The organism is Curtobacterium sp. MCPF17_003 (genome assembly GCF_003224385.1).
In the GTDB taxonomy this organism is placed as follows: Bacteria; Actinomycetota; Actinomycetes; order Actinomycetales; family Microbacteriaceae; genus Curtobacterium; species Curtobacterium flaccumfaciens.
In genome coordinates this window covers 192930-210215 of sequence record NZ_QKLC01000001.1, presented here as the reverse complement: position 1 = coordinate 210215, position 17286 = coordinate 192930, and the positions used below count along the sequence as shown (strand labels likewise).

General features: G+C 72.3%; 18 protein-coding genes. 7 read left to right on the top strand and 11 right to left on the bottom strand.

Annotated elements, in window-relative coordinates:
- The first annotated feature begins 4 nt into the window (after positions 1-4).
- The gene (locus DEJ30_RS01030) at positions 5-517 is read left to right on the top strand and encodes a low molecular weight protein-tyrosine-phosphatase (protein WP_017886476.1); all 513 of its coding nucleotides are present in this window, start codon (positions 5-7) and stop codon (positions 515-517) included.
- The gene (gene purB, locus DEJ30_RS01025) at positions 514-1899 is read left to right on the top strand and encodes an adenylosuccinate lyase (RefSeq protein ID WP_110858663.1); all 1386 of its coding nucleotides are present in this window, start codon (positions 514-516) and stop codon (positions 1897-1899) included. Before DEJ30_RS01030 ends, purB begins: the two co-directional genes overlap by 4 nt.
- A gap of 84 nt (positions 1900-1983) precedes the next feature.
- On the opposite strand, the gene DEJ30_RS01020 is transcribed toward purB, so the two are convergent.
- A complete protein-coding gene (locus DEJ30_RS01020) occupies positions 1984-2898 on the bottom strand; it encodes a LysR family transcriptional regulator (protein ID WP_110858662.1) in 915 nt (304 codons plus the stop codon).
- Positions 2899-2970: 72 nt separating this feature from the next.
- Here DEJ30_RS01020 and DEJ30_RS01015 point away from each other — a divergent pair, with 72 nt between their 5' ends.
- Entirely contained in the window at positions 2971-3933 is a 963-nt protein-coding gene (locus DEJ30_RS01015) for an EamA family transporter (RefSeq protein WP_110858661.1), read from the top strand.
- Here DEJ30_RS01015 and DEJ30_RS01010 read toward each other — a convergent pair.
- The gene (locus tag DEJ30_RS01010; protein WP_110858660.1) at positions 3902-4876 is read right to left on the bottom strand and encodes an epimerase; all 975 of its coding nucleotides are present in this window, start codon (positions 4874-4876) and stop codon (positions 3902-3904) included. The genes DEJ30_RS01015 and DEJ30_RS01010 overlap by 32 nt on opposite strands.
- Positions 4876-5553, bottom strand: coding sequence for a DUF4166 domain-containing protein (locus DEJ30_RS01005; protein WP_110858659.1), 678 nt, complete (start codon positions 5551-5553; stop codon positions 4876-4878). The genes DEJ30_RS01010 and DEJ30_RS01005 overlap by 1 nt, the downstream gene beginning before the upstream one ends.
- A 48-nt stretch (positions 5554-5601) precedes the next feature.
- Between DEJ30_RS01005 and DEJ30_RS01000 the strand changes: the two genes are divergently transcribed.
- Positions 5602-6516: a cation diffusion facilitator family transporter gene (locus DEJ30_RS01000; RefSeq protein ID WP_110858658.1), complete on the top strand. Its 915-nt coding sequence runs from the start codon at positions 5602-5604 to the stop codon at positions 6514-6516.
- Positions 6517-6607: 91 nt separating this feature from the next.
- Here the strand turns inward: DEJ30_RS01000 and DEJ30_RS00995 are convergent, their stop codons facing one another.
- Positions 6608-7210 carry a hypothetical protein gene (locus DEJ30_RS00995; protein WP_111123554.1) on the bottom strand — a complete coding sequence of 201 codons (603 nt, stop codon included), beginning with the start codon at positions 7208-7210 and terminating at the stop codon, positions 6608-6610.
- A 130-nt stretch (positions 7211-7340) separates the two neighbouring features.
- Positions 7341-8636: an MFS transporter gene (locus DEJ30_RS00990; RefSeq protein ID WP_110858656.1), complete on the bottom strand. Its 1296-nt coding sequence runs from the start codon at positions 8634-8636 to the stop codon at positions 7341-7343.
- Positions 8637-8684: 48 nt separating this feature from the next.
- Between DEJ30_RS00990 and DEJ30_RS00985 the strand changes: the two genes are divergently transcribed.
- Positions 8685-9596 (top strand): LysR family transcriptional regulator, encoded by a 912-nt coding sequence (locus DEJ30_RS00985; protein ID WP_181430048.1) that lies wholly within the window; start codon positions 8685-8687, stop codon positions 9594-9596.
- Between the two features lie 133 nt (positions 9597-9729).
- Here DEJ30_RS00985 and DEJ30_RS00980 read toward each other — a convergent pair whose 3' ends face one another.
- The 6 genes from DEJ30_RS00980 to DEJ30_RS00955 all read right to left on the bottom strand — a co-directional run bounded on the left by DEJ30_RS00980 (position 9730) and on the right by DEJ30_RS00955 (position 15918).
- The gene (locus DEJ30_RS00980; RefSeq protein ID WP_146238462.1) at positions 9730-10482 is read right to left on the bottom strand and encodes a hypothetical protein; all 753 of its coding nucleotides are present in this window, start codon (positions 10480-10482) and stop codon (positions 9730-9732) included.
- The gene (locus DEJ30_RS00975) at positions 10472-11011 is read right to left on the bottom strand and encodes an RNA polymerase sigma factor (protein WP_081827229.1); all 540 of its coding nucleotides are present in this window, start codon (positions 11009-11011) and stop codon (positions 10472-10474) included. The genes DEJ30_RS00980 and DEJ30_RS00975 overlap by 11 nt, the downstream gene beginning before the upstream one ends.
- Positions 11012-11133: 122 nt before the next feature.
- Complete coding sequence (locus DEJ30_RS00970) at positions 11134-11397, bottom strand: hypothetical protein (RefSeq protein ID WP_027464979.1); 264 nt, start codon at positions 11395-11397, stop codon at positions 11134-11136.
- Complete coding sequence (locus DEJ30_RS00965; protein ID WP_258369760.1) at positions 11394-12053, bottom strand: DUF308 domain-containing protein; 660 nt, start codon at positions 12051-12053, stop codon at positions 11394-11396. Before DEJ30_RS00965 ends, DEJ30_RS00970 begins: the two co-directional genes overlap by 4 nt.
- Positions 12054-12196: 143 nt before the next feature.
- Positions 12197-14170, bottom strand: coding sequence for a DUF11 domain-containing protein (locus tag DEJ30_RS00960; RefSeq protein WP_146238461.1), 1974 nt, complete (start codon positions 14168-14170; stop codon positions 12197-12199).
- Between the two features lie 101 nt (positions 14171-14271).
- Positions 14272-15918, bottom strand: coding sequence for a glycoside hydrolase family 13 protein (locus DEJ30_RS00955; RefSeq protein ID WP_110858651.1), 1647 nt, complete (start codon positions 15916-15918; stop codon positions 14272-14274).
- Between the two features lie 104 nt (positions 15919-16022).
- Here DEJ30_RS00955 and DEJ30_RS00950 point away from each other — a divergent pair, with 104 nt between their 5' ends.
- Positions 16023-16589, top strand: a complete 567-nt coding sequence (locus tag DEJ30_RS00950) for an NADPH-dependent FMN reductase (protein ID WP_027464982.1) — start codon at positions 16023-16025, stop codon at positions 16587-16589.
- A gap of 154 nt (positions 16590-16743) precedes the next feature.
- Positions 16744-17256, top strand: coding sequence for a MarR family winged helix-turn-helix transcriptional regulator (locus DEJ30_RS00945; RefSeq protein ID WP_027464983.1), 513 nt, complete (start codon positions 16744-16746; stop codon positions 17254-17256).
- Positions 17257-17286: the final 30 nt, after the last annotated feature.

Below are 17286 nucleotides of genomic sequence, written 5' to 3'. Positions count from 1 at the left end.
GGTCATGACCCAGGACGTCGACGCCCCGTTCCGCGTCTCGTTCGTCTGCAGCGGCAACATCTGCCGCTCCCCCATGGCCGGTGTCGTGTTCGCGCAGATCGCCGCGGACGCCGGTCTGGCCGACCGGTTCCAGGTGGAGTCGGCCGGCACCGGTGACTGGCACGTCGGTGAACCCGCCGACGAGCGCACGATCGCAGCGCTGGCGGCGCGCGGATACGATGGCAGCAGGCATCGCGCCCGTCAGTTCGACCCGGACCGGTTCCCGGACCTCGACCTGGTGGTCGCACTCGACCGCTCCCACGAGCGCATCCTGCGTTCGTGGGCCCCGACCATGGACGACTCCGCCAAGGTGACGCTCCTGTTGCGGTACGACGCCGCCTGGCCCCAGCAGGCCGACGTGCCGGACCCGTACTACGCGGACCGGCACGAGTTCGACCGAGTGCTCTCGACCGTCGAACGGGCCTGCCGGGCGCTCTTCCACCAGCTCGAGCCGGCAGTCCGTCAGGGAGCCCCATGACCCCCCTTCCCCCGCAGCCGATCAGCCCGCTCGACGGGCGCTACTACCCGATCGTGCACACGGTGGGCGAGCACCTCTCCGAGGCCGGCCTCAACCGCGCGCGCATCGTGGTCGAGGTCGAGTGGCTCATCTTCCTGACCGACCACGCGATGTTCACCACCTCGCCGCTCAGCGTCGACGACAAGGCCGCGCTGCGCCGGATCGCCTCGACCTTCGGCCAGGACCAGATCGCGGAGCTCGCCGAGATCGAGGCGACGACCCGTCACGACGTCAAGGCCGTCGAGTACTTCGTGCGCCGACGGCTGTCCGAGCTCGGGCTCGACGCGATCGCCGAGCTCACCCACTTCGCCGCCACGAGCGAGGACGTCAACAACCTGTCCTACGCACTCACCGTGCGGGACACCGTCGACCAGGTCTGGCTGCCCGGCTTCCGCGCCGTGCTCGAGAAGCTCCGGACGCTCGCCGTCGAGCTGAAGAGCGTGCCGATGCTCTCGCACACCCACGGTCAGCCGGCCACCCCGACGACGCTCGGCAAGGAGCTCGCGGTCGTCGTCTACCGGCTCGAGCGCGTGCTCGCCCAGATCGAGGGCGGCGAGTACCTCGGCAAGTTCTCCGGCGCGACCGGCACCTTCTCGGCACACCTCGCCGCGGACCCCGAGGCCGACTGGCCCGCGCTGTCCCGCGAGTTCGTCGAGGGCCTCGGCCTGACGTGGAACCCGCTCACCACGCAGATCGAGTCGCACGACTGGCAGGCCGAGCTGTACGACCGGGTGCGTCACGCCAACCGGATCCTGCACAACCTGGCGACCGACGTGTGGACCTACATCTCGATGGGGTACTTCACGCAGATCCCCGTCGCCGGTGCCACCGGGTCGTCGACGATGCCGCACAAGATCAACCCGATCAAGTTCGAGAACGCCGAGGCGAACCTCGAGATCTCGTCGGCGCTCTTCTCGACGCTGTCCGAGACCCTCGTGACGAGCCGCCTGCAGCGCGACCTGACCGACTCCACCACGCAGCGGAACATCGGCGTCGCGTTCGGGCACTCGTTGCTCGCGCTCGACAACCTGCGCCGCGGTCTGGGCGAGATCGCCGTGAACGAGGCCAAGCTCGCCGACGACCTCGACCACAACTGGGAGGTCCTCGCCGAGGCCATCCAGACGGTCATCCGCGCGGAGGTCACCGCCGGGCAGTCGAACATCGAGGACCCCTACGCGATGCTCAAGGAGCTCACGCGGGGCAAGCGGGTGAGCCAGCAGGACCTCATCGTGTTCGTGAACCGTCTGGACATCTCCGACGGCGCGAAGGCACGGCTGACGAACCTGACGCCGGCGACCTACACGGGTCTGGCGGACGAGCTGGTCGACCACCTCGACGTCTGAGCGCGGAGCGCGCGCTCCGGGTCCGGCAGCAGCGCCCAGGCGGCCGGGAGGCTCGGTGCGGCCCCGCCGCCGACCGCACCCCCGTCAGGTGGTGACGTACAGGGCCTCGGCGACCAGCGCCTCCAGGACGCTGCGCACCACGGGCCGGACCGCACGGTCGGGCCGGACCAGCGCCTCGATCCGGCGCCCTGCGCGCACGTCGGCCAGCTCGGCCAGGTGGAAGCGCCCGGTGGCCCGCGTGCCCGACGTGTACCGCGGGACGAGTGCGATGCCGTGACCTGCCGCCACCAGGTTCTCGATGACCGGCAGGTGGATCGTGCGGAACGCGACGCTCGGCGGGGTGTCCGTCGCCGCGGCCATCGCGTGCAGCACACGGTCGATCGGGTAGCCCTCGGGCACGCCGATCCAGCGTTCCCCGACGACCTCGTCGATGCCCACGCGTGCGCGGCCGACCAGGGCGTGCCCGGGCGGCAGGGCCACGTCGAGCGGTTCGCGGAGGAGCGGCACGGTGTCGACCGATCCCTGGTCGGCCGGGCGCACGCCGTCCGACCGGTGTCCGACGACCACGTCGTGGTCGGCGGCGAGCGGTGCGAACTCCCCCTCGCTGACGTCCACGTCGACCAGGGTCAGCGCGATGCCGGGGTGCGCCTGCATCCGCGTGAGCACGCCGGGCAGCAGCAGTTCGGCGGCGGACGGGAAGATCGCCAGCGACACCGGTCCGGTCGTGCCACCGAGGTGTTCCTGCCAGGCGGCGTCCACCCGCGCGATGGCGGTCGCGACCCCGGACGCCAGGCCGGCGAGGACCTGGCCGTGCGGGGTCAGCCGGACGCCACGCCCGACGCGTTCGACCAGCGGGACCCCGACCTGCCGCTGCAGCGTCTGCAGCTGCTGGGAGACGGCGCTCGGTGTGCGGTGGGTGGCCTCGGCGACGGCCGTGACACTGCCACGCTCGGCGAGCTCGCGGAGCACCGCCAGCAGCTGCACGTCGAAGTCGACCATGCAGGGACCCTACATCGTGCTTCGTGAAGGTTTCGATGGACCTACAACGTGTGGGCCGGGACGATGAGGAGCATGACCGCTCGTGACCGTCTCCTCGCCGTCGTCGTGGCCGTGGTCTGGGGACTGAACTTCCCTGCGACGGCACTCGCGCTCGAGCACTTCCCGCCATTCCTGCTCGCAGCGCTGCGGTTCACGATCCTGGCGGTCCCGACGCTGCTGTTCGTGCCGCGGCCGCGGATCCCGTTCGGGCGACTGCTGCTCGTCGGTCTGGGCCTCGGCGTGCTGCAGTTCTCGTTCCTGTACCTGAGCATGGCGTCCGGCATGCCGTCGGGGCTGGCCTCGCTCGTGCTGCAGGCCTCCGCGCCCTTCACCGTGGTGCTGGCCGGGGTGTTCCTGCGCGAGCGGCTGACCGGCCGGCAGGTCGTCGGGGTGACCGTCGCCGTCGCCGCCCTGGCCGCGATCGCCCTGCACCGCTCCCAGACCGCCGCGCTGCTGCCCGTCGTGCTCGCGCTGTGCGGTGCCCTCGGGTGGGCGATCGGCAACGTCGCGACCCGGCGGGCGGGGGCCGCGAACCCGCTGCACCTGACCCTCTGGTGGGCGGTCGTGCCGCCCGTGCCGATGGCCGTGCTGTCGCTCGTGGTCGAGGGACCGGACCGCATCGGTACCGCCCTCGGCACCGCGTTCACGCCGGCGGCGCTGCCCGCCGACCTGGGCCTGCTCTACATCGTGGTCGTCGCGACCCTGGTGGGCTACGGCATCTGGTCACGGCTGCTGGCGACCTACCCCTCGAGCACGGTCGCGCCGTTCTCGATGCTCGTGCCGGTGGTCGGGGTGCTCGCGTCGTGGGCGGCCTTCGGCGAGGTGCCCGACCTGGTCGAGGTGCTCGCCGGCGCGGTCGTCGTGGCCGCCGTGCTGTGGTCGTCGCGTCCGGCGCGGGACCGCGGCCCGGGCCCAGACCCGGCGCCGGACCCGGCCCCGGTCGACGGCGTCCCGGTACCGGCGCTCAGCCCCGGTGCTGGCGGCGCTCCGCGATGATCCCGGCGAGCGCCCCACGCAGGTGCGGGTACCGGAACTCGAAGCCTGCCTCGGTCAACCGGGTCGGCACCACCCACCGGCTCTTCAGCACGAGTTCGGTCTCGGTGCGGATCGCGAACGAACCGAGTTCGAGCATCCACCGCCAGGTCGGCACCCCGAACCGGCGTCCGACGGCGTCGCGGATGGTCGCCATCACGGTGCGGTTGTCGGACGGGTTCGGGCTCGAGAGGTTGACCGGCCCCTCGATCTCCGGGTGGTCGCGGAGGAACCGGATCGACCCGAGGACGTCGGCGATGTGCACCCAGCTGAACCGCTGCCGACCGTGCGTGGGCCGGTGGTGGTGGTACGTGCCGGCGCGGAGCCGGGAGCGCGTCGGCACCCACGGCCCGTCGTACTGCGGCCCGCCGAGGCCGGCCTGCGCGAGCCGGAGGAGCGGCAGCAGGGCGCTGCCGTCGCCGAACACGATCGCCATCCGGAGTGCCACACGACGGGTACCGGGCAGGTCGGCGCCGAAGAAGGCGTCCTCCCACGCGCGGGCCACGGAGACCGAGAACCCCTCGCCGATCTCGCCGGTGGCTTCGTCCTGCGGGCGGTCGTCGGCGTGCCGGTAGATCGTCGCGGTCGAGGCGTTCATCCACAGCGGCGTCGGGTGCTCCGACGTCCGGATGGCCTCGGCGAGCTCGAGCGTGGTGTCCACCCGTGAGCGCATGATCTCCGCACGGTTGCGTCGGCCGTAGCGGCAGTTGACGCTCTTGCCCGCCATGTTCACGACCATGGCTGCACCGTCGACGAGTTCCCGGATGCGCAGGGTGTTGCCCCACACCGCGTCGCCGGTCCGGCCGATGGTGACGACCCGGTAGCCCTCTTCCGCGAAGGCGTCCCGCAGGTACCGCCCCACGAAGCCGCTCGCTCCCGCGATCACGACCTTCTGCTGCTCGACCATCAACGTCCCCCTTCAGGACCGGCATCGGGCACGACGGCGTACCGGAACGCCCCCTCGTACCGGTACAGCGTGCCGAGCACCGGCGCGGTGAGCACCAGGGACACGCGCTGCAGGTCGGCTTCGTCATCGAATCGTTCTGTGAGCGTCACGCGCGGGCTCAGGGCGGCCGGGAGGCGCAGATCGCGTCCCAGCGCACGGAACGTCACGCGCGTGGAGACCAGGCGCAGGGCGCCCGCGTCCGGGCCGTCCGCGTCGACCTGCGCCCGGAGTCGGGCGCTGACGCGCCCACGGCGACCGAGGTGGTCGACCAGGCCGTCGTGTTCGGCGGTGATGGCGTCCACCATCGTGCGGGATCCGGAGCGGAAGTGGAAGGTGCGGTGCGCGCGGACGGCGGGGCGGGCCTCCAGGCCGGTGCCGGATCCGCGACGGACGCGAGCCGGCAGGTTCTCGACCGTGAAGGGGACGTCCCGCTCCCAGACCGGGAACAGCACGGCGTCGCGTGCGAACACGGCGAGCAGGGGCCACAGCCATCGGCGCGGGGTGCCGACGACGCTGAACACGCCCTCGCCGGAGCCGACGTGCCCGGGCGGGACGGCACCGAAGTACGTCCGAAGTCGGGGGTGCAGCCGGGCCAGCACCTCGGGTGGTGTGGACAGCTCGTAGGGCGACCGGCTCACGCTGACGATCCTGGCATGTCGTCAGTGCGGATCCCTACGATGTCGCACATGGGACACGACCACGGGCACGGCGTCGGGCACGCCTCGGAGCGCGCCCTGCTCGTCGCGTTCTGCATCTCGGCGGGCATCCTGCTCGCCGAGGTCGTGGGCGCCGTGGTCACGGGTTCGCTCGCGCTGCTCGTCGACGCCGGGCACATGGTCGTCGACACCGGCGGACTCGGCATCGGACTCGTCGCGACGCGGCTCGCCCGCCGGTCGCCGACCGCCCAGCGCACCTGGGGCTTCCAGCGGGCCGAGGTCCTCGGCGCCACGGCGCAGGCCGCGATCCTGCTCGCCGTCGGCGTCTACGTGATCATCTCAGCGGTCCAGCGACTCGTCGTGCCGGAGGAGATCCACTCCGGGCCGCTGCTCGTCTTCGGCATCGTCGGACTCGTCGGCAACCTGGTGGCCTACGCGGTGCTGCTCCGGGCCTCGGGCGAGGGGTTCACCTCGCGCGCCGCCCGGCTCGAGGTCCTCAACGACACCCTCGGGTCGGTCGCCGTCATCATCGCCGCGATCGTGCTCATGCTGACGGGGTGGGAGCGGGCGGACTCCGTCGCCGCGATCCTGATCGGCCTGCTCATCCTGCCGCGGGCGATCCGGCTGCTGCGCGAGACCGCGAACGTGCTGCTCGAGTCGACGCCGCCGGGGCTCGACCTCGACGACGTGCGTGGCCACATCCTCGAGCTCGACCACGTCATCGCGGTGCACGACCTGCACGCGACGCTCGTGGCGACCGGCGTGCCGAACCTGACCGCGCACGTCGTCGTCGACGACCACTGCTTCTCGACGGCGCACGCCCCGGCGATCCTCGACGAACTGCAGCGGTGCGTGGCGGAGCACTTCGACGTGCCGGTGGAGCACTCGACGTTCCAGTTGGAGCCGTCGTCACACCGGCGGCACGAGTACGAGGTGCACGCGTAGGTCGGCGCTCGGCCGTCAAGCCCCGGTTTCGCGACGATCCACCAGGTGATCGACGCGTGGTCTGTCGCAGAACGGGTGGACAGCGCCGGGGTCAGCAGTCGTCGGTGCGCGTGGGGTACGCCGTGATCACCCGGTCGGTGGTGGCCGAGACGATCACCTTGACGAAGGGCTCGTCGTCGGGGCGTGAACCGTCGTCGAACCGGACGGGTGCGGCGTAGCAGACCTTGCCGTCGCCGGCGTCGAGCGGGAACCCGGGGCGCGGGTCCTCGAGCGCCGTCTGCACCGCCGTGAGCATGGCGTCGTCCCAGTCGCGCGAGCCGTGCCCGGTGACGACGTCCTGCCAGTCCGCGGTGTGCCGCACCCGGATGTGCTCGTAGCCCTGGGCAGCGGTGCCGCACTGCAGCGTGACACGACCCAGCGCCTGGGTGTCGTACTGCGCAACGGCAGCCTGGGTCGTGCTGTCGCACCGTGCGAGGGCGGCGGACCCGGGCATGTCCGGCCCCGTGCGGGTGATCGTGACGGTGCTGTCACCCGAGGGCGATGCAGCACCGGTCGTCTCACCGACGGTCGAGCCGCCGATGGTCGGGTCGTCAGCGCCCTGCCGTGCCGTCAGGAACAGCCCGCCGGCGAGGAGACCGGCGGCCACCACAGCCGCGATCCCCGTGATCACGGGACGGTTGCGGTTCCGGGGCACGCACCCAGTATGCCGGGAGTGCGACCGTACGACGGAACCAGGTTCCGGACACGGCACTGCGCGATCGCGTGGTTCGGTGTCCGGAACCTGGTTCCGGGATGCGACGGGCGGACGCCAGGCCCGCCACCCGTCAGGCGCGCGCGGCCAGCCGGGTGCCGGCGACGACGGCCAGGACGGCGACGAGCACGACGTACCCGATCAGGACGGGGAGCGTCGGGATCACCAGCAGCGCCGCGCCGACGGCCACGACCGGCACGGTGAGCCCGGCGTAGGCGATGAGGAACGTGGCGGCGAGCACGCCCCCACGGCGCTCCGGACCGACCAGTGCTGCGGCGCTGCCGATCGCGGCGCGGAACAGCAGGCCGACGCCGGCGCCCGCGACGACCCCGCCGCCGATGAACCCGGCGACCTGCAGCAGGACCGCGGCGACGGCGAGGACGACCAGCCCGACGACCAGCAGCACCATGCCCAGCCGGATCTGCGCACGCTGCGACAGTCGGGCGAAGACGATCTGCGACAGCGCACTCGCGGCGAAGACCCCGAAGGTCGTGGCCCCGGCGGCCAGGCGGTCGGTGACGTGGAAGGTGGTGCCGAGGAAGCTCGGCGCGACCGAGGTGAAGAGCCCCTGCACGGCGAGTGCGGCGAACGCGGCTGCACCGGCCGCCCAGAACGCGGCGCCCTGACCCTCGGGAGCCTGCATGCGCTGCGGGCGGTAGGCCACGGCTTGCTCGGGGCGGTCGACCGTCTCCGGTGCGGCCAGCACCAGCACGAACGCGACGGCCAGCGCGATCACGAACACCACGTAGGGGACCATGAGGGGCTGCCCGACGAACTCGGCGAGCGCTCCGCCGACCAGGGCGCCGAGCGACAGCCCACCGAGGTTCACCGCCCCGGCGGCGACGCTCGCCCCCTTCGCGGAGTCGCTCGACCCGGTCGCACGGACCCGGAGCTCGCCGAGGTGCGCCGTCGCGGTCGCCGTCAGCGTTCCGACACCGAGGCCGGTCACGAGCCGGGCGACGATGAGGCCGGTGACGTCGTTCCAGAGCAGGAACAGCACGGCGGCGACGAGCTCGAGGGCGATCGACACCAGGATGAGCGGGCGCCGCCCGTGCACGTCGCTGAGGTGTCCCGCCAGGTACAGCGACCCGACGACCCCGACGCCGTACGCCGCGAAGATCACCGTCGTGGTGAAGGTCGGGAACCCGTCGCGGGCCTGGTAGATGACGTAGAGGGGCGCGGGGACGGTCGCGAAGGCCATCACCGCGAGGAACGCGAAGGCGACGACCCAGAAGCCGAAACCGTGGCGCCGACGGGTGTGGACACGGCGTCCGCGCGGGGCGACGACACGGTCGCTCGCGGATGCAGCAGCGGCGGCGGTGGTGGTGGCGGGGACGGTGCCCGTCGGGGTGTCGGTGACGGTTGACATGCTCCGATGATCGCGCTCGGGGTGCATCGAGTCCAACGGATGCGCTTGATGTGCACGATCGATCTGCTCGATACTCGGACGATGGAGACCCGACTGCTCGAACAGTTCGTCACCGTCGCCGCCGAGGGCAGCGTCACCCGCGCCGCGGAACGACTCTGGGCGGCGCAGTCCACGGTGTCCGCGGGCGTCGCCTCACTCGAGCGCAGCTTCGGGGTGCGGCTCTTCGACCGCACCGGCCGACAGCTCGTCCTGACCCCCGCCGGCGAGGACCTGCTCCCCCACGCCCGCGCGGTGCTCGAGTCCCTCGACCGGATGCGCGACCTGGCCACCGCCGACGACGCCGAGCTGCGGGGACGGGTGCGGCTCGGCATCTTCACGAGCATGGACATCGTCGACCTGACGGGCGTGCTGCAGCGGTTCCGACGGCAGCACCCGCTCGTCGCCGTGGAGCTGATGACCTCGCCGTCGGGGACGACCGGGCTCGTGCAGGACCTGGTCGCCGGGCGGCTCGACATCGCCTACACGGGCCTGCCCACCGTGCCCGCCGGCGTCGTCGTGGAGCCGTTGCGGGAGATGCCGTTCCGGGTGTTCACCGCGTCGGACCACCCGCTCGCCGGCCGGTCGTCGGTGTCGCTCGCCGAACTCGCCGATGAACCCTTCGTCGACACGGCGCACGGGTTCGGCAACCGGATCATCCTCGACGGGGCACTCGAGCGGCTCGGCATCCGGCGGCGCATCGTCGCGGAGATGAACGACATGCCCGCCGTGATCCGGTTCGCCTCGGCCGGGCTCGGCGTCGGGGTCGTGCCGGACTCGGGGGTGCGGTACGACGGTGCGGTGCTCGACCTGGAGGACGAGGTCGACCCGCTCCGCATCGGTCTCGCGGTCCGGACGTCCCCGGAGCCGAGCCGTGCGGTCCGGACGCTGGCACGCGACATCGTGGCGGCGCGGGTGGGGTGACGCGGGGCGTGGTCGGTGTGCTCCGTGAGCAGGAACGGTCGCGTCACGGTGCGCGAGGCGACCGTTCCTGCTCGCGATCCGGCCACCGACGGACTGGAGGCACGGGTCGGGTCCGTCACGTGCCTCCAGGCCGTCAGTCCCCCCAGATCTCCCCGACGACGGCGTCCAGCAGACCGTTCGTCGGGAAGTTCGCCTGCCGGATCACGATGAAGGTGTCGTCGCGCAGGAAGAAGGTGGAGACCTGGTCGACCGGGCCGGTCTGGGCCCGGACGGACGACTGGCACACCCGGCCGCCGTCACGGTCCTCGCACTGGAGCGGACTGGTCGCGAGCACGTCCGCGGCACCGGGTCCGGCCGTCCCGATGGTCATGGTCAGCCCGCTGACGTCCGCTCGAGGGTCGGACCACCGGCAGATGATCTCCGACTCCCCGTCCGCCCAGGTGACGTCTTCACCATCGCCGCCGGCCGTCCCGTCCTTCGCTTTCGAGATCTCGGTCAGCGGATTCTCCCCGAAGAGCCGCGTGTAGTCCTCCGCCGGCACCATGTCGCGACAGGTCGCCGGGATCGTCGCCACGGTGGGGGTCCGGGTGGGCTTCGGGATCGGGGCGCCCGTGATCGGGGCGGAGCTCGGCGTGGTCGCGGAGGGCGAGGGCTCGGGCTGCTGGGTCCGGGTGGGAGCGGCGACCGGGTCGGCGTTCTGCTGCGACAGGGTCAGGGCCACGGCGCCGGTCGCGGTGCCGAGTGCCAGCAGGGCGACGACGCCGATCACGACCCCCGAGCGACCACGACGTCGCTTCGGGCGGGGCGTGGCGCGTTCGAGGACGTTCTGCTTCATCGAGACGAGCATGCGCTGCAGCTCGTCTCCCTGGGGAGGTTCAGTGTTCATCGTGCATCACCGCCTTCTTGAGTCGACGTCGGTTGCGGGAGACCCGCTGGGTGACCGCCCCGACCGTGAGCCCGAGGAGCTCCGCGGCCTCGGCGTAGGAGTACCCCTCGAGGAGGCAGAGCTCGCAGATGCGGCGGTCGAGGTCGGGGAGCGCGGCGATCTCGGCACGGACCCAGCGCAGGGTCTCGCGGGCCTCGTCGTGGTCGGCGGGCGAGGCGAGGTGCTCGGGGAGTTCGTCCGCGCGACGACGGGCCTGCTTGCGTCCGGTGTTGAAGGCGTGGTTGCGGCAGACGACGAGCAGCCACGGCAGCACGGTGTCCGCCGGCAGCTCGAGGGTCGCCGCCCGCTGCCAGAGCGTGAGGAACGCGTCCTGCACGATCTCCTCGACGTCGGACCGGTTGTCCACGAGTGCCCAGGCGTACCGGGTGAGCGTGGCGGCGTACCGATCGAACGCCCGTGCGAGCGCTCCGGTGTCCCCCTGTGCCATCGCACGGACGAGTCCTTCGTCCGTGTCGGTGCCGGTCGTCACGTCCACATCCCACCTCCTTCACCCAGAGGTGTCGGCAGGACGCGGGATCCTGACAGGACCGTTCCTGATCCGTGACCTCGGGCGTGTCAGGCGTCAGGACGCGATCGCCGCTGCGTCAGCCGTCAGTGGAAGTCGTCGCCGTCGCCCTCGCCCGGCGTCTTGTGCCCGCCGAGCATGTCGTTGTCGTCCTGCTCGCTCGACGAGGCGAGCTGCAGCATCGCGAGCACGACGACGACCACGATGAACGCGACGCCGAGGAAGATCACGGCCAGCTGCAGTTCCCGCGTCGAGAACAGCACGACGAGCCCGGTGAACACCGCGACGATCGCGGAGATCCCGAGGAGCTCGACCGGGCGCAGACGGTCACGACGGCTGGGGGTGGTCATGCGTGTGGTGCTCCGTCCGGGGCGACGGCCGGCGTGGCCGTGCCCCACTTGTGCGAGAGGCCGGCGATCACGTGGAAGACGGCCGTGATGGCGAGGTACGCGCCGAGCAGGCCGACGAGCACGATCGAGGCGTCGAGGGTGCCGGTGACCTGCTCCACGCCACCGAGCTGCTGGGAGTAGTCCGGCGGCGTGACGAGGAAGGCGACCGCGAGCAGCAGCGTCAGGCCGCCGATCGTGGTCCAGTCGCGAGCGAAGGGCGAGCGACGTCGGGCACGGAGCCCCTGGGACAGCTCGAGGGCCCCGGTCAGCACCGCGAACGCGACGATGACCGTGATGAAGGCCGGAAGCCCGAACCCGTTGCACGCGAACGCGGCGACCGCGGCGACCAGGGTGATGACGGACTGCAGCAGGGTCGTGCGGCGCGAACGGCCGTCGAGGGACAGTCGGGAGATCCCGGCGAACAGGAGCACGAGGCCCTCGACCAGGGCGAAGCCGCCGAACAGCACGAGACCGTAGCCCGCGGCGTGGTTGGTCGAGAAGGTGATGACCATCGCGACGACCGCTGCGGGGACCGCCCGGAGGATCGGGATCGGCCAGTACCGCGCGCGCTGGGTCGCGTCTTCCACGGTGGTGGCGTCGTCCACGGTGTCGGACACGAGACCTCTTTCGGGCATGCGGATCGTGGATCCGATCCTACCGCCGGTGGGGTGAACGCCCGACCGGCGGCGGCTCCACCCCCTGTGGACGTGCACACCCGTGCGCTGGGACGGCACCGCTGTCCGGTGCCGTCCCGGCGGTGTCAGGGCTGCTGCGGGTCGTCGGTCGGCGCGTCCCGGCGGGCACGACGTCGGGCGAGCCACCAGCACACGGATCCGACGGCGGCGGCCAGGGCTGCGAGCGCGGCGGCGAGGCCGACCCCTTCGGAGCCGGTGTAGGCGAGGGCTCCGACGGGCGCGGTGGCCCCGTGGTCAGCTGCCGGAGCACCCGCACGCCCGTCGTCAGCACCCGCCGCGGGGCCGTTGCCGTCGCCGGAACCGCCATCACCGGAGCCGTCCCCGTCGTCCGGTGCCGGACCGGTCGTCGGCGCAGGGCTCGGCGCCGGTCCCTCGTCGCCCGGGTCGACGACGATCGCCACACCGGTGGACGGGTCGCCCCCGTCCGGGTCGGTTGGCGAGGTCGCGGTCGCCACGTTCACCACGTCGGATCCGTCCCCCCGGTACCCGGGGTCGAGCACGGCGCGGATCCGGAAGGCGCGGGTCTCCCCCACGTCGAGTGAGGTGTCGGATCGGCACGTCACGCGCTGCCCCTCGGCGGTGCACCCGTCGTCCGAACCGGCGAAGCCCATGGCCTCGGGCAGGTCGTCGACGGCCCCGACGTGCTCCGCGACCGCTGGGCCCCGGTTCCGTGCGGTCACCAGGTACTCGACCTCGTCACCGGGTGCGACGGTCGACGGCGACACGGACTTGTCCGTCTCGACGTGCGCGACGGCCACCGGTGCCGTCGCGGTCGTGCTCGCCCGCGAGACGTTGTCCGTTTCGTTCGTGTCGGACAACGACGCAGGCGTGGCGATCGTCGCGACGCTCTCCAGGCTCCCCTCGGTGCCCGCGGCGACCCGCCCGTCGATCGTCACCACGGCCGAACCGTCGCGGGGCAGGGACAGGTCGGTCGCCACGTCACCGCTCCCCGTCGCGGTCGCGCAGGCGGAGCCCGCCGCCGCGGTGCACGTCCAGGTGACGTCCTCGATGCCGTCCGGCACGTCGACGCGCAACGGGCTCGGATCGGAGGCGTTCGGGCCGGGGTTCCGGGCCGTGACGTCGTAGCGGACGGGGTCGCCTGCCGCGACGGTCGCGGGCAGGTCGTGCTCGACCGACAGGTCCGCCGGCTTCCGGACCTGCAGCGCATCGACCTCGTGCTTGTCGACGTGGCTGCCGGTGGCCGCGGCGAACCCGAGGCGGAGCGTGCTCGGCAGCGGGGCCTGTCCGTCGCCGTGCAGCGGCACGGAGTCCAGCACCGTCCGCAGGGCTCCGCCGGCCTGGATCCGGACCGTCACGGCGAGGCCGCCGTCGGCCTCGGGCAGCAGGGTGACGCGGACCTTCCGCGGTGCGGCGCCGTCGGTCACCGTGCCGCCGGGGGCCGCGACGCCGGCGACGTACCGGTAGCCCTCGGTCCCGTCGCCCGAGCCGCGGACGACGACGTGGTCGGCCTGGGCACCGGGACCGGAGTCGTTGATGCGCGACGAGAAGTTGCCGTAGTGGTCGATCGCGACGGCGGCGAAGCCGCCGGGGACCCCCGGAAGGTCGCACGGGCGTCCACCGCCCTCGGTCACGGTGCTGCGGCAGGCGTACCCGAGGCCGGCGCCGTACGACCCGACACCCTGTGGTGCGGCCCCGTCGGCCAGGTACAGCAGCAGGCCGTCGGCCCCGGGGTCGTCCTTCGCGGTGTACATGGCGTAGGTGAACTCGATCTCGAGCCCGGTGTCGGAGGGGAACGTGTCGTTCGTCGACCAGGCCCCGGCCTGGTTCCGGACGTCGTCGGTGAGTCGCAGGCGGCCGTCGGACACCGCGGCGTCACCGTGCAGGGTGCCGCCTGACGCACTGGAGAACTCGTTGACGTAGGGGAAGTCGAGCGCAGCGGCGCTCGACCCGGACGGGAGCACGGCGGGCGCCGCGAGCACGCCGAGCGCGGTCAGCGCGGCGCCGACCGCAGCGAGGCGACGGACGACCCGCGACCGGAGTGGCCGTGGACCGGATGCTGGAGCAGTGGGATCTGTCATGCCCCGATGCTCGCGATCGGGAGGTCACCCCCGGGCGGCGGCGAAACGATCTGTGGAACGTCACCACGGGCCTCCGGGCTGTGGAGGAAGAACCTGTCCGCTCAGGCCAACCACACCGTCGTCTCGCCGGGCAACACACCGGACGAGACCTCGTCGAGCGGGCACGACGCGACGACGACGGTGCCGGCGGGTAACGGCAGCGGCTCCGTGCCGAAGTTCGTGAACGATCGCCAGCCGTCGTGCCGGGCGAACGCCACGACCTCGGAGCCGGACTCCAGCCACGTCAGCGCCTCCCCCTGCTGCAGCCGGCGTCGTGCGGCCAGCGCCCGGCGGTACAGCGACAGGGTCGACTCGGGATCGCCGTCCTCGGCCTCGACCGAGGACTCCCCGAAGTCCTGCGGCTGCGGCAGGTGCGGTGCGACGTCCCCGAAGCCGAACGACGGCCCGGAACGCGTCCACGGGATCGGCACCCGGCAACCGTCCCGGCCCTTCGCGGTGTGCCCGGTGCGGAGCCACTTCGGGTCCTGCAGCAGGTCGCGCGGGATCGCGGCGGCCTCGTGCAGGCCGAGTTCCTCGCCCTGGTAGACGTACGACGACCCCGGCAACGCCAGCATCAGCAGCGTCGCGGCACGTGCCCGGCGGAGCCCCCGTGCGCGGTCGAGCTCCGGCGTCGTGCCGTCCGTCATGAGCCAGGCATCGGTGTCGGTGCCGTCCGGCAGGCCGTACCGGGTGGGGTGCCGCACGACGTCGTGGTTCGACAGCACCCAGGTGCTCGAGGCGCCCGACTGCTCGGAGGCTGCCAGGTTCCGCTCGATGATCCGACGGAAGGCGTCCGGCTCGAAGGGGGACTCGAGCAGGTCGAAGTTGAAGGCCTGCCCGAGCTCCGTCGGCCGGGCGTACAGGACGCGGCGGGGCGCGGGGGCCCAGGCCTCGGCGACCGCGGCACGGGGCGGCTCGTACTCGTCGAGCACCCGGCGCCAGGTGGCGAAGATCTCGTGCACCTCGTCGCGGTCGTACAGCGGGTCGGAGCCGTCGAGCGGCAGGTCCTGCTCGTTCGAGGGCCGGTATGGGGTCGACAGGTCCTTCGCCAGACCGTGCGCGACGTCCACGCGGAACCCGTCGACACCGCGATCGGACCAGAAGCGCAGGGTGTCCTCGAAGTCGGCGCGGACCTCGGGGTTCGACCAGTCCAGGTCCGGCTGCTCGGGGGCGAACAGGTGCAGGTACCACTGCCCGTCCGGTACCCGGGTCCACGCGCTGCCGCCGAAGTTCGACACCCAGTCGCTCGGCGGCAGTTCCCCGGAGTCGCCGGACCCCTCGCGGAACACGTACCGCGCACGCTCGGCCGACCCGGGCGGGGACGCCAGTGCGGCCCGGAACCACTCGTGCTGGTCCGAGGTGTGGTTCGGCACGATGTCGACGATGACCTTGAGGTCGTGCTCGTGGGCGGCCCGGACCAGGGCGTCGAGGTCGTCGAGGGACCCGAGCTTCGGGTCGACGGCCCGGTAGTCGGCGACGTCGTAGCCCCCGTCGGCGAGCGGCGACGGGAAGAACGGGGAGAGCCACAGCGCGTCGACGCCGAGCGACGCCAGGTACGGCACCCGGCTCGTGATGCCCGCGACGTCACCGAGTCCGTCGCCGTCCGTGTCGGCGAAGCTGCGCGGGTAGACCTGGTAGACGACGGCGTCGCGCCACCAGGTCGGATCGGTGGTTCGAGGCGTGCTGGCCGGGGTCCGAAGCGAGGTCACGACGCCACCGTACCCAGCGTTGGGAATAGCGCGCCCGACGATCGGATTGGTTGTCGCTGACACCTTTCCGTCCAGCAACAGCATCCCGCAACAGAAGGAGCTCCATGACGAACGTCCTCGTCCTCGTCGGCAGCCTGCGCGCCGACTCCATCAACCGCAAGCTCGCCGAGGCCGCCGCGCACCACGCGCCGGAGGGCATCGAGCTGCACACCTTCGACGGCATCGTCGACCTGCCGTTCTACAACGAGGACATCGACGGCGACACCCCGCCCGCCGCTGCCGTCGCCTTCCGCGACGCCGTCGCCACCGCGGACGCCGTCCTGCTGATCACCCCCGAGTACAACGGCACCATCCCCGCCGTCCTGAAGAACGCGCTCGACTGGGGTTCGCGTCCGTTCGGCGCCTCGCCGCTGTCCGGCAAGCCGCTCGCCGTGATCGGCTCGGCGTTCGGCCAGTACGGCGGCGTCTGGGCGCACGACGACGCCCGCAAGGCCGCCGGCATCGCCGGCGCGAAGGTCCTGGAGGACGTCAAGGTCGCCATCCCGCAGTCGGTCGTCCGCTTCGCGGAGACCCACCCGCGTGAGGACGCCGAGGTCACGACGCTCGTGCAGGGCGCGCTCACCGCGCTCGCCGAGGCCGCAGCCGGCACGGACGAGCAGGCAGCCGCGTAACGCGACCGACCGTCGGACAGGAGGCCCGTGGCGACCCCGCACGGGCCTCCTGTCCGTCCGGTGCGGACGCATCGGACGTTGCGGACGCACCGTCGTGGCGGAACCCGGGAGTCCGCTAGACGACCGAGATACGAGACGGGTTACCCTGAACGCCATGTCGACGCAGGAGATCACCGAGGCGTCCGGGTACTGGTTCCCGGACGACGACGCGACCCAACGCGGGGTCGCGGTGCTCAACGCCCTGCGCCGGTACCGATCCGCCGAGACGGCCATGCGCCGCCGGACCCGTGACTCGATGGGCATGGGCGAGACCGACCTGCTCGCCGTGCGCTTCCTGCTGCAGGCGCAGCGCTCCGGCACCGCCGTGAGCCCGAAGGACCTCGCCGCGTACCTCAAGATCTCGTCGGCCTCGACGACGATCCTGATCGACCGCCTGGTCAAGTCGAACCACGTCCGCCGCGACCCGCACCCCACCGACCGCCGGGCCCTCGTCATCACTCCGACGACCGAGACAGACGACGAGGTCCGCGCCACGCTCGGCGTGATGCACCGCCGGATGATGTCGATCGCCGAGGGACTCCCCGCGTCCGAGGCGCGGATCGTCGCCGGCTTCCTGGAGCAGATGCGCGAAGCCGTCGACCAGGTCGACCCCGCGCCGTCGCACTGAGCGGCATCGCGCCGGACGACCTCGGGGGAC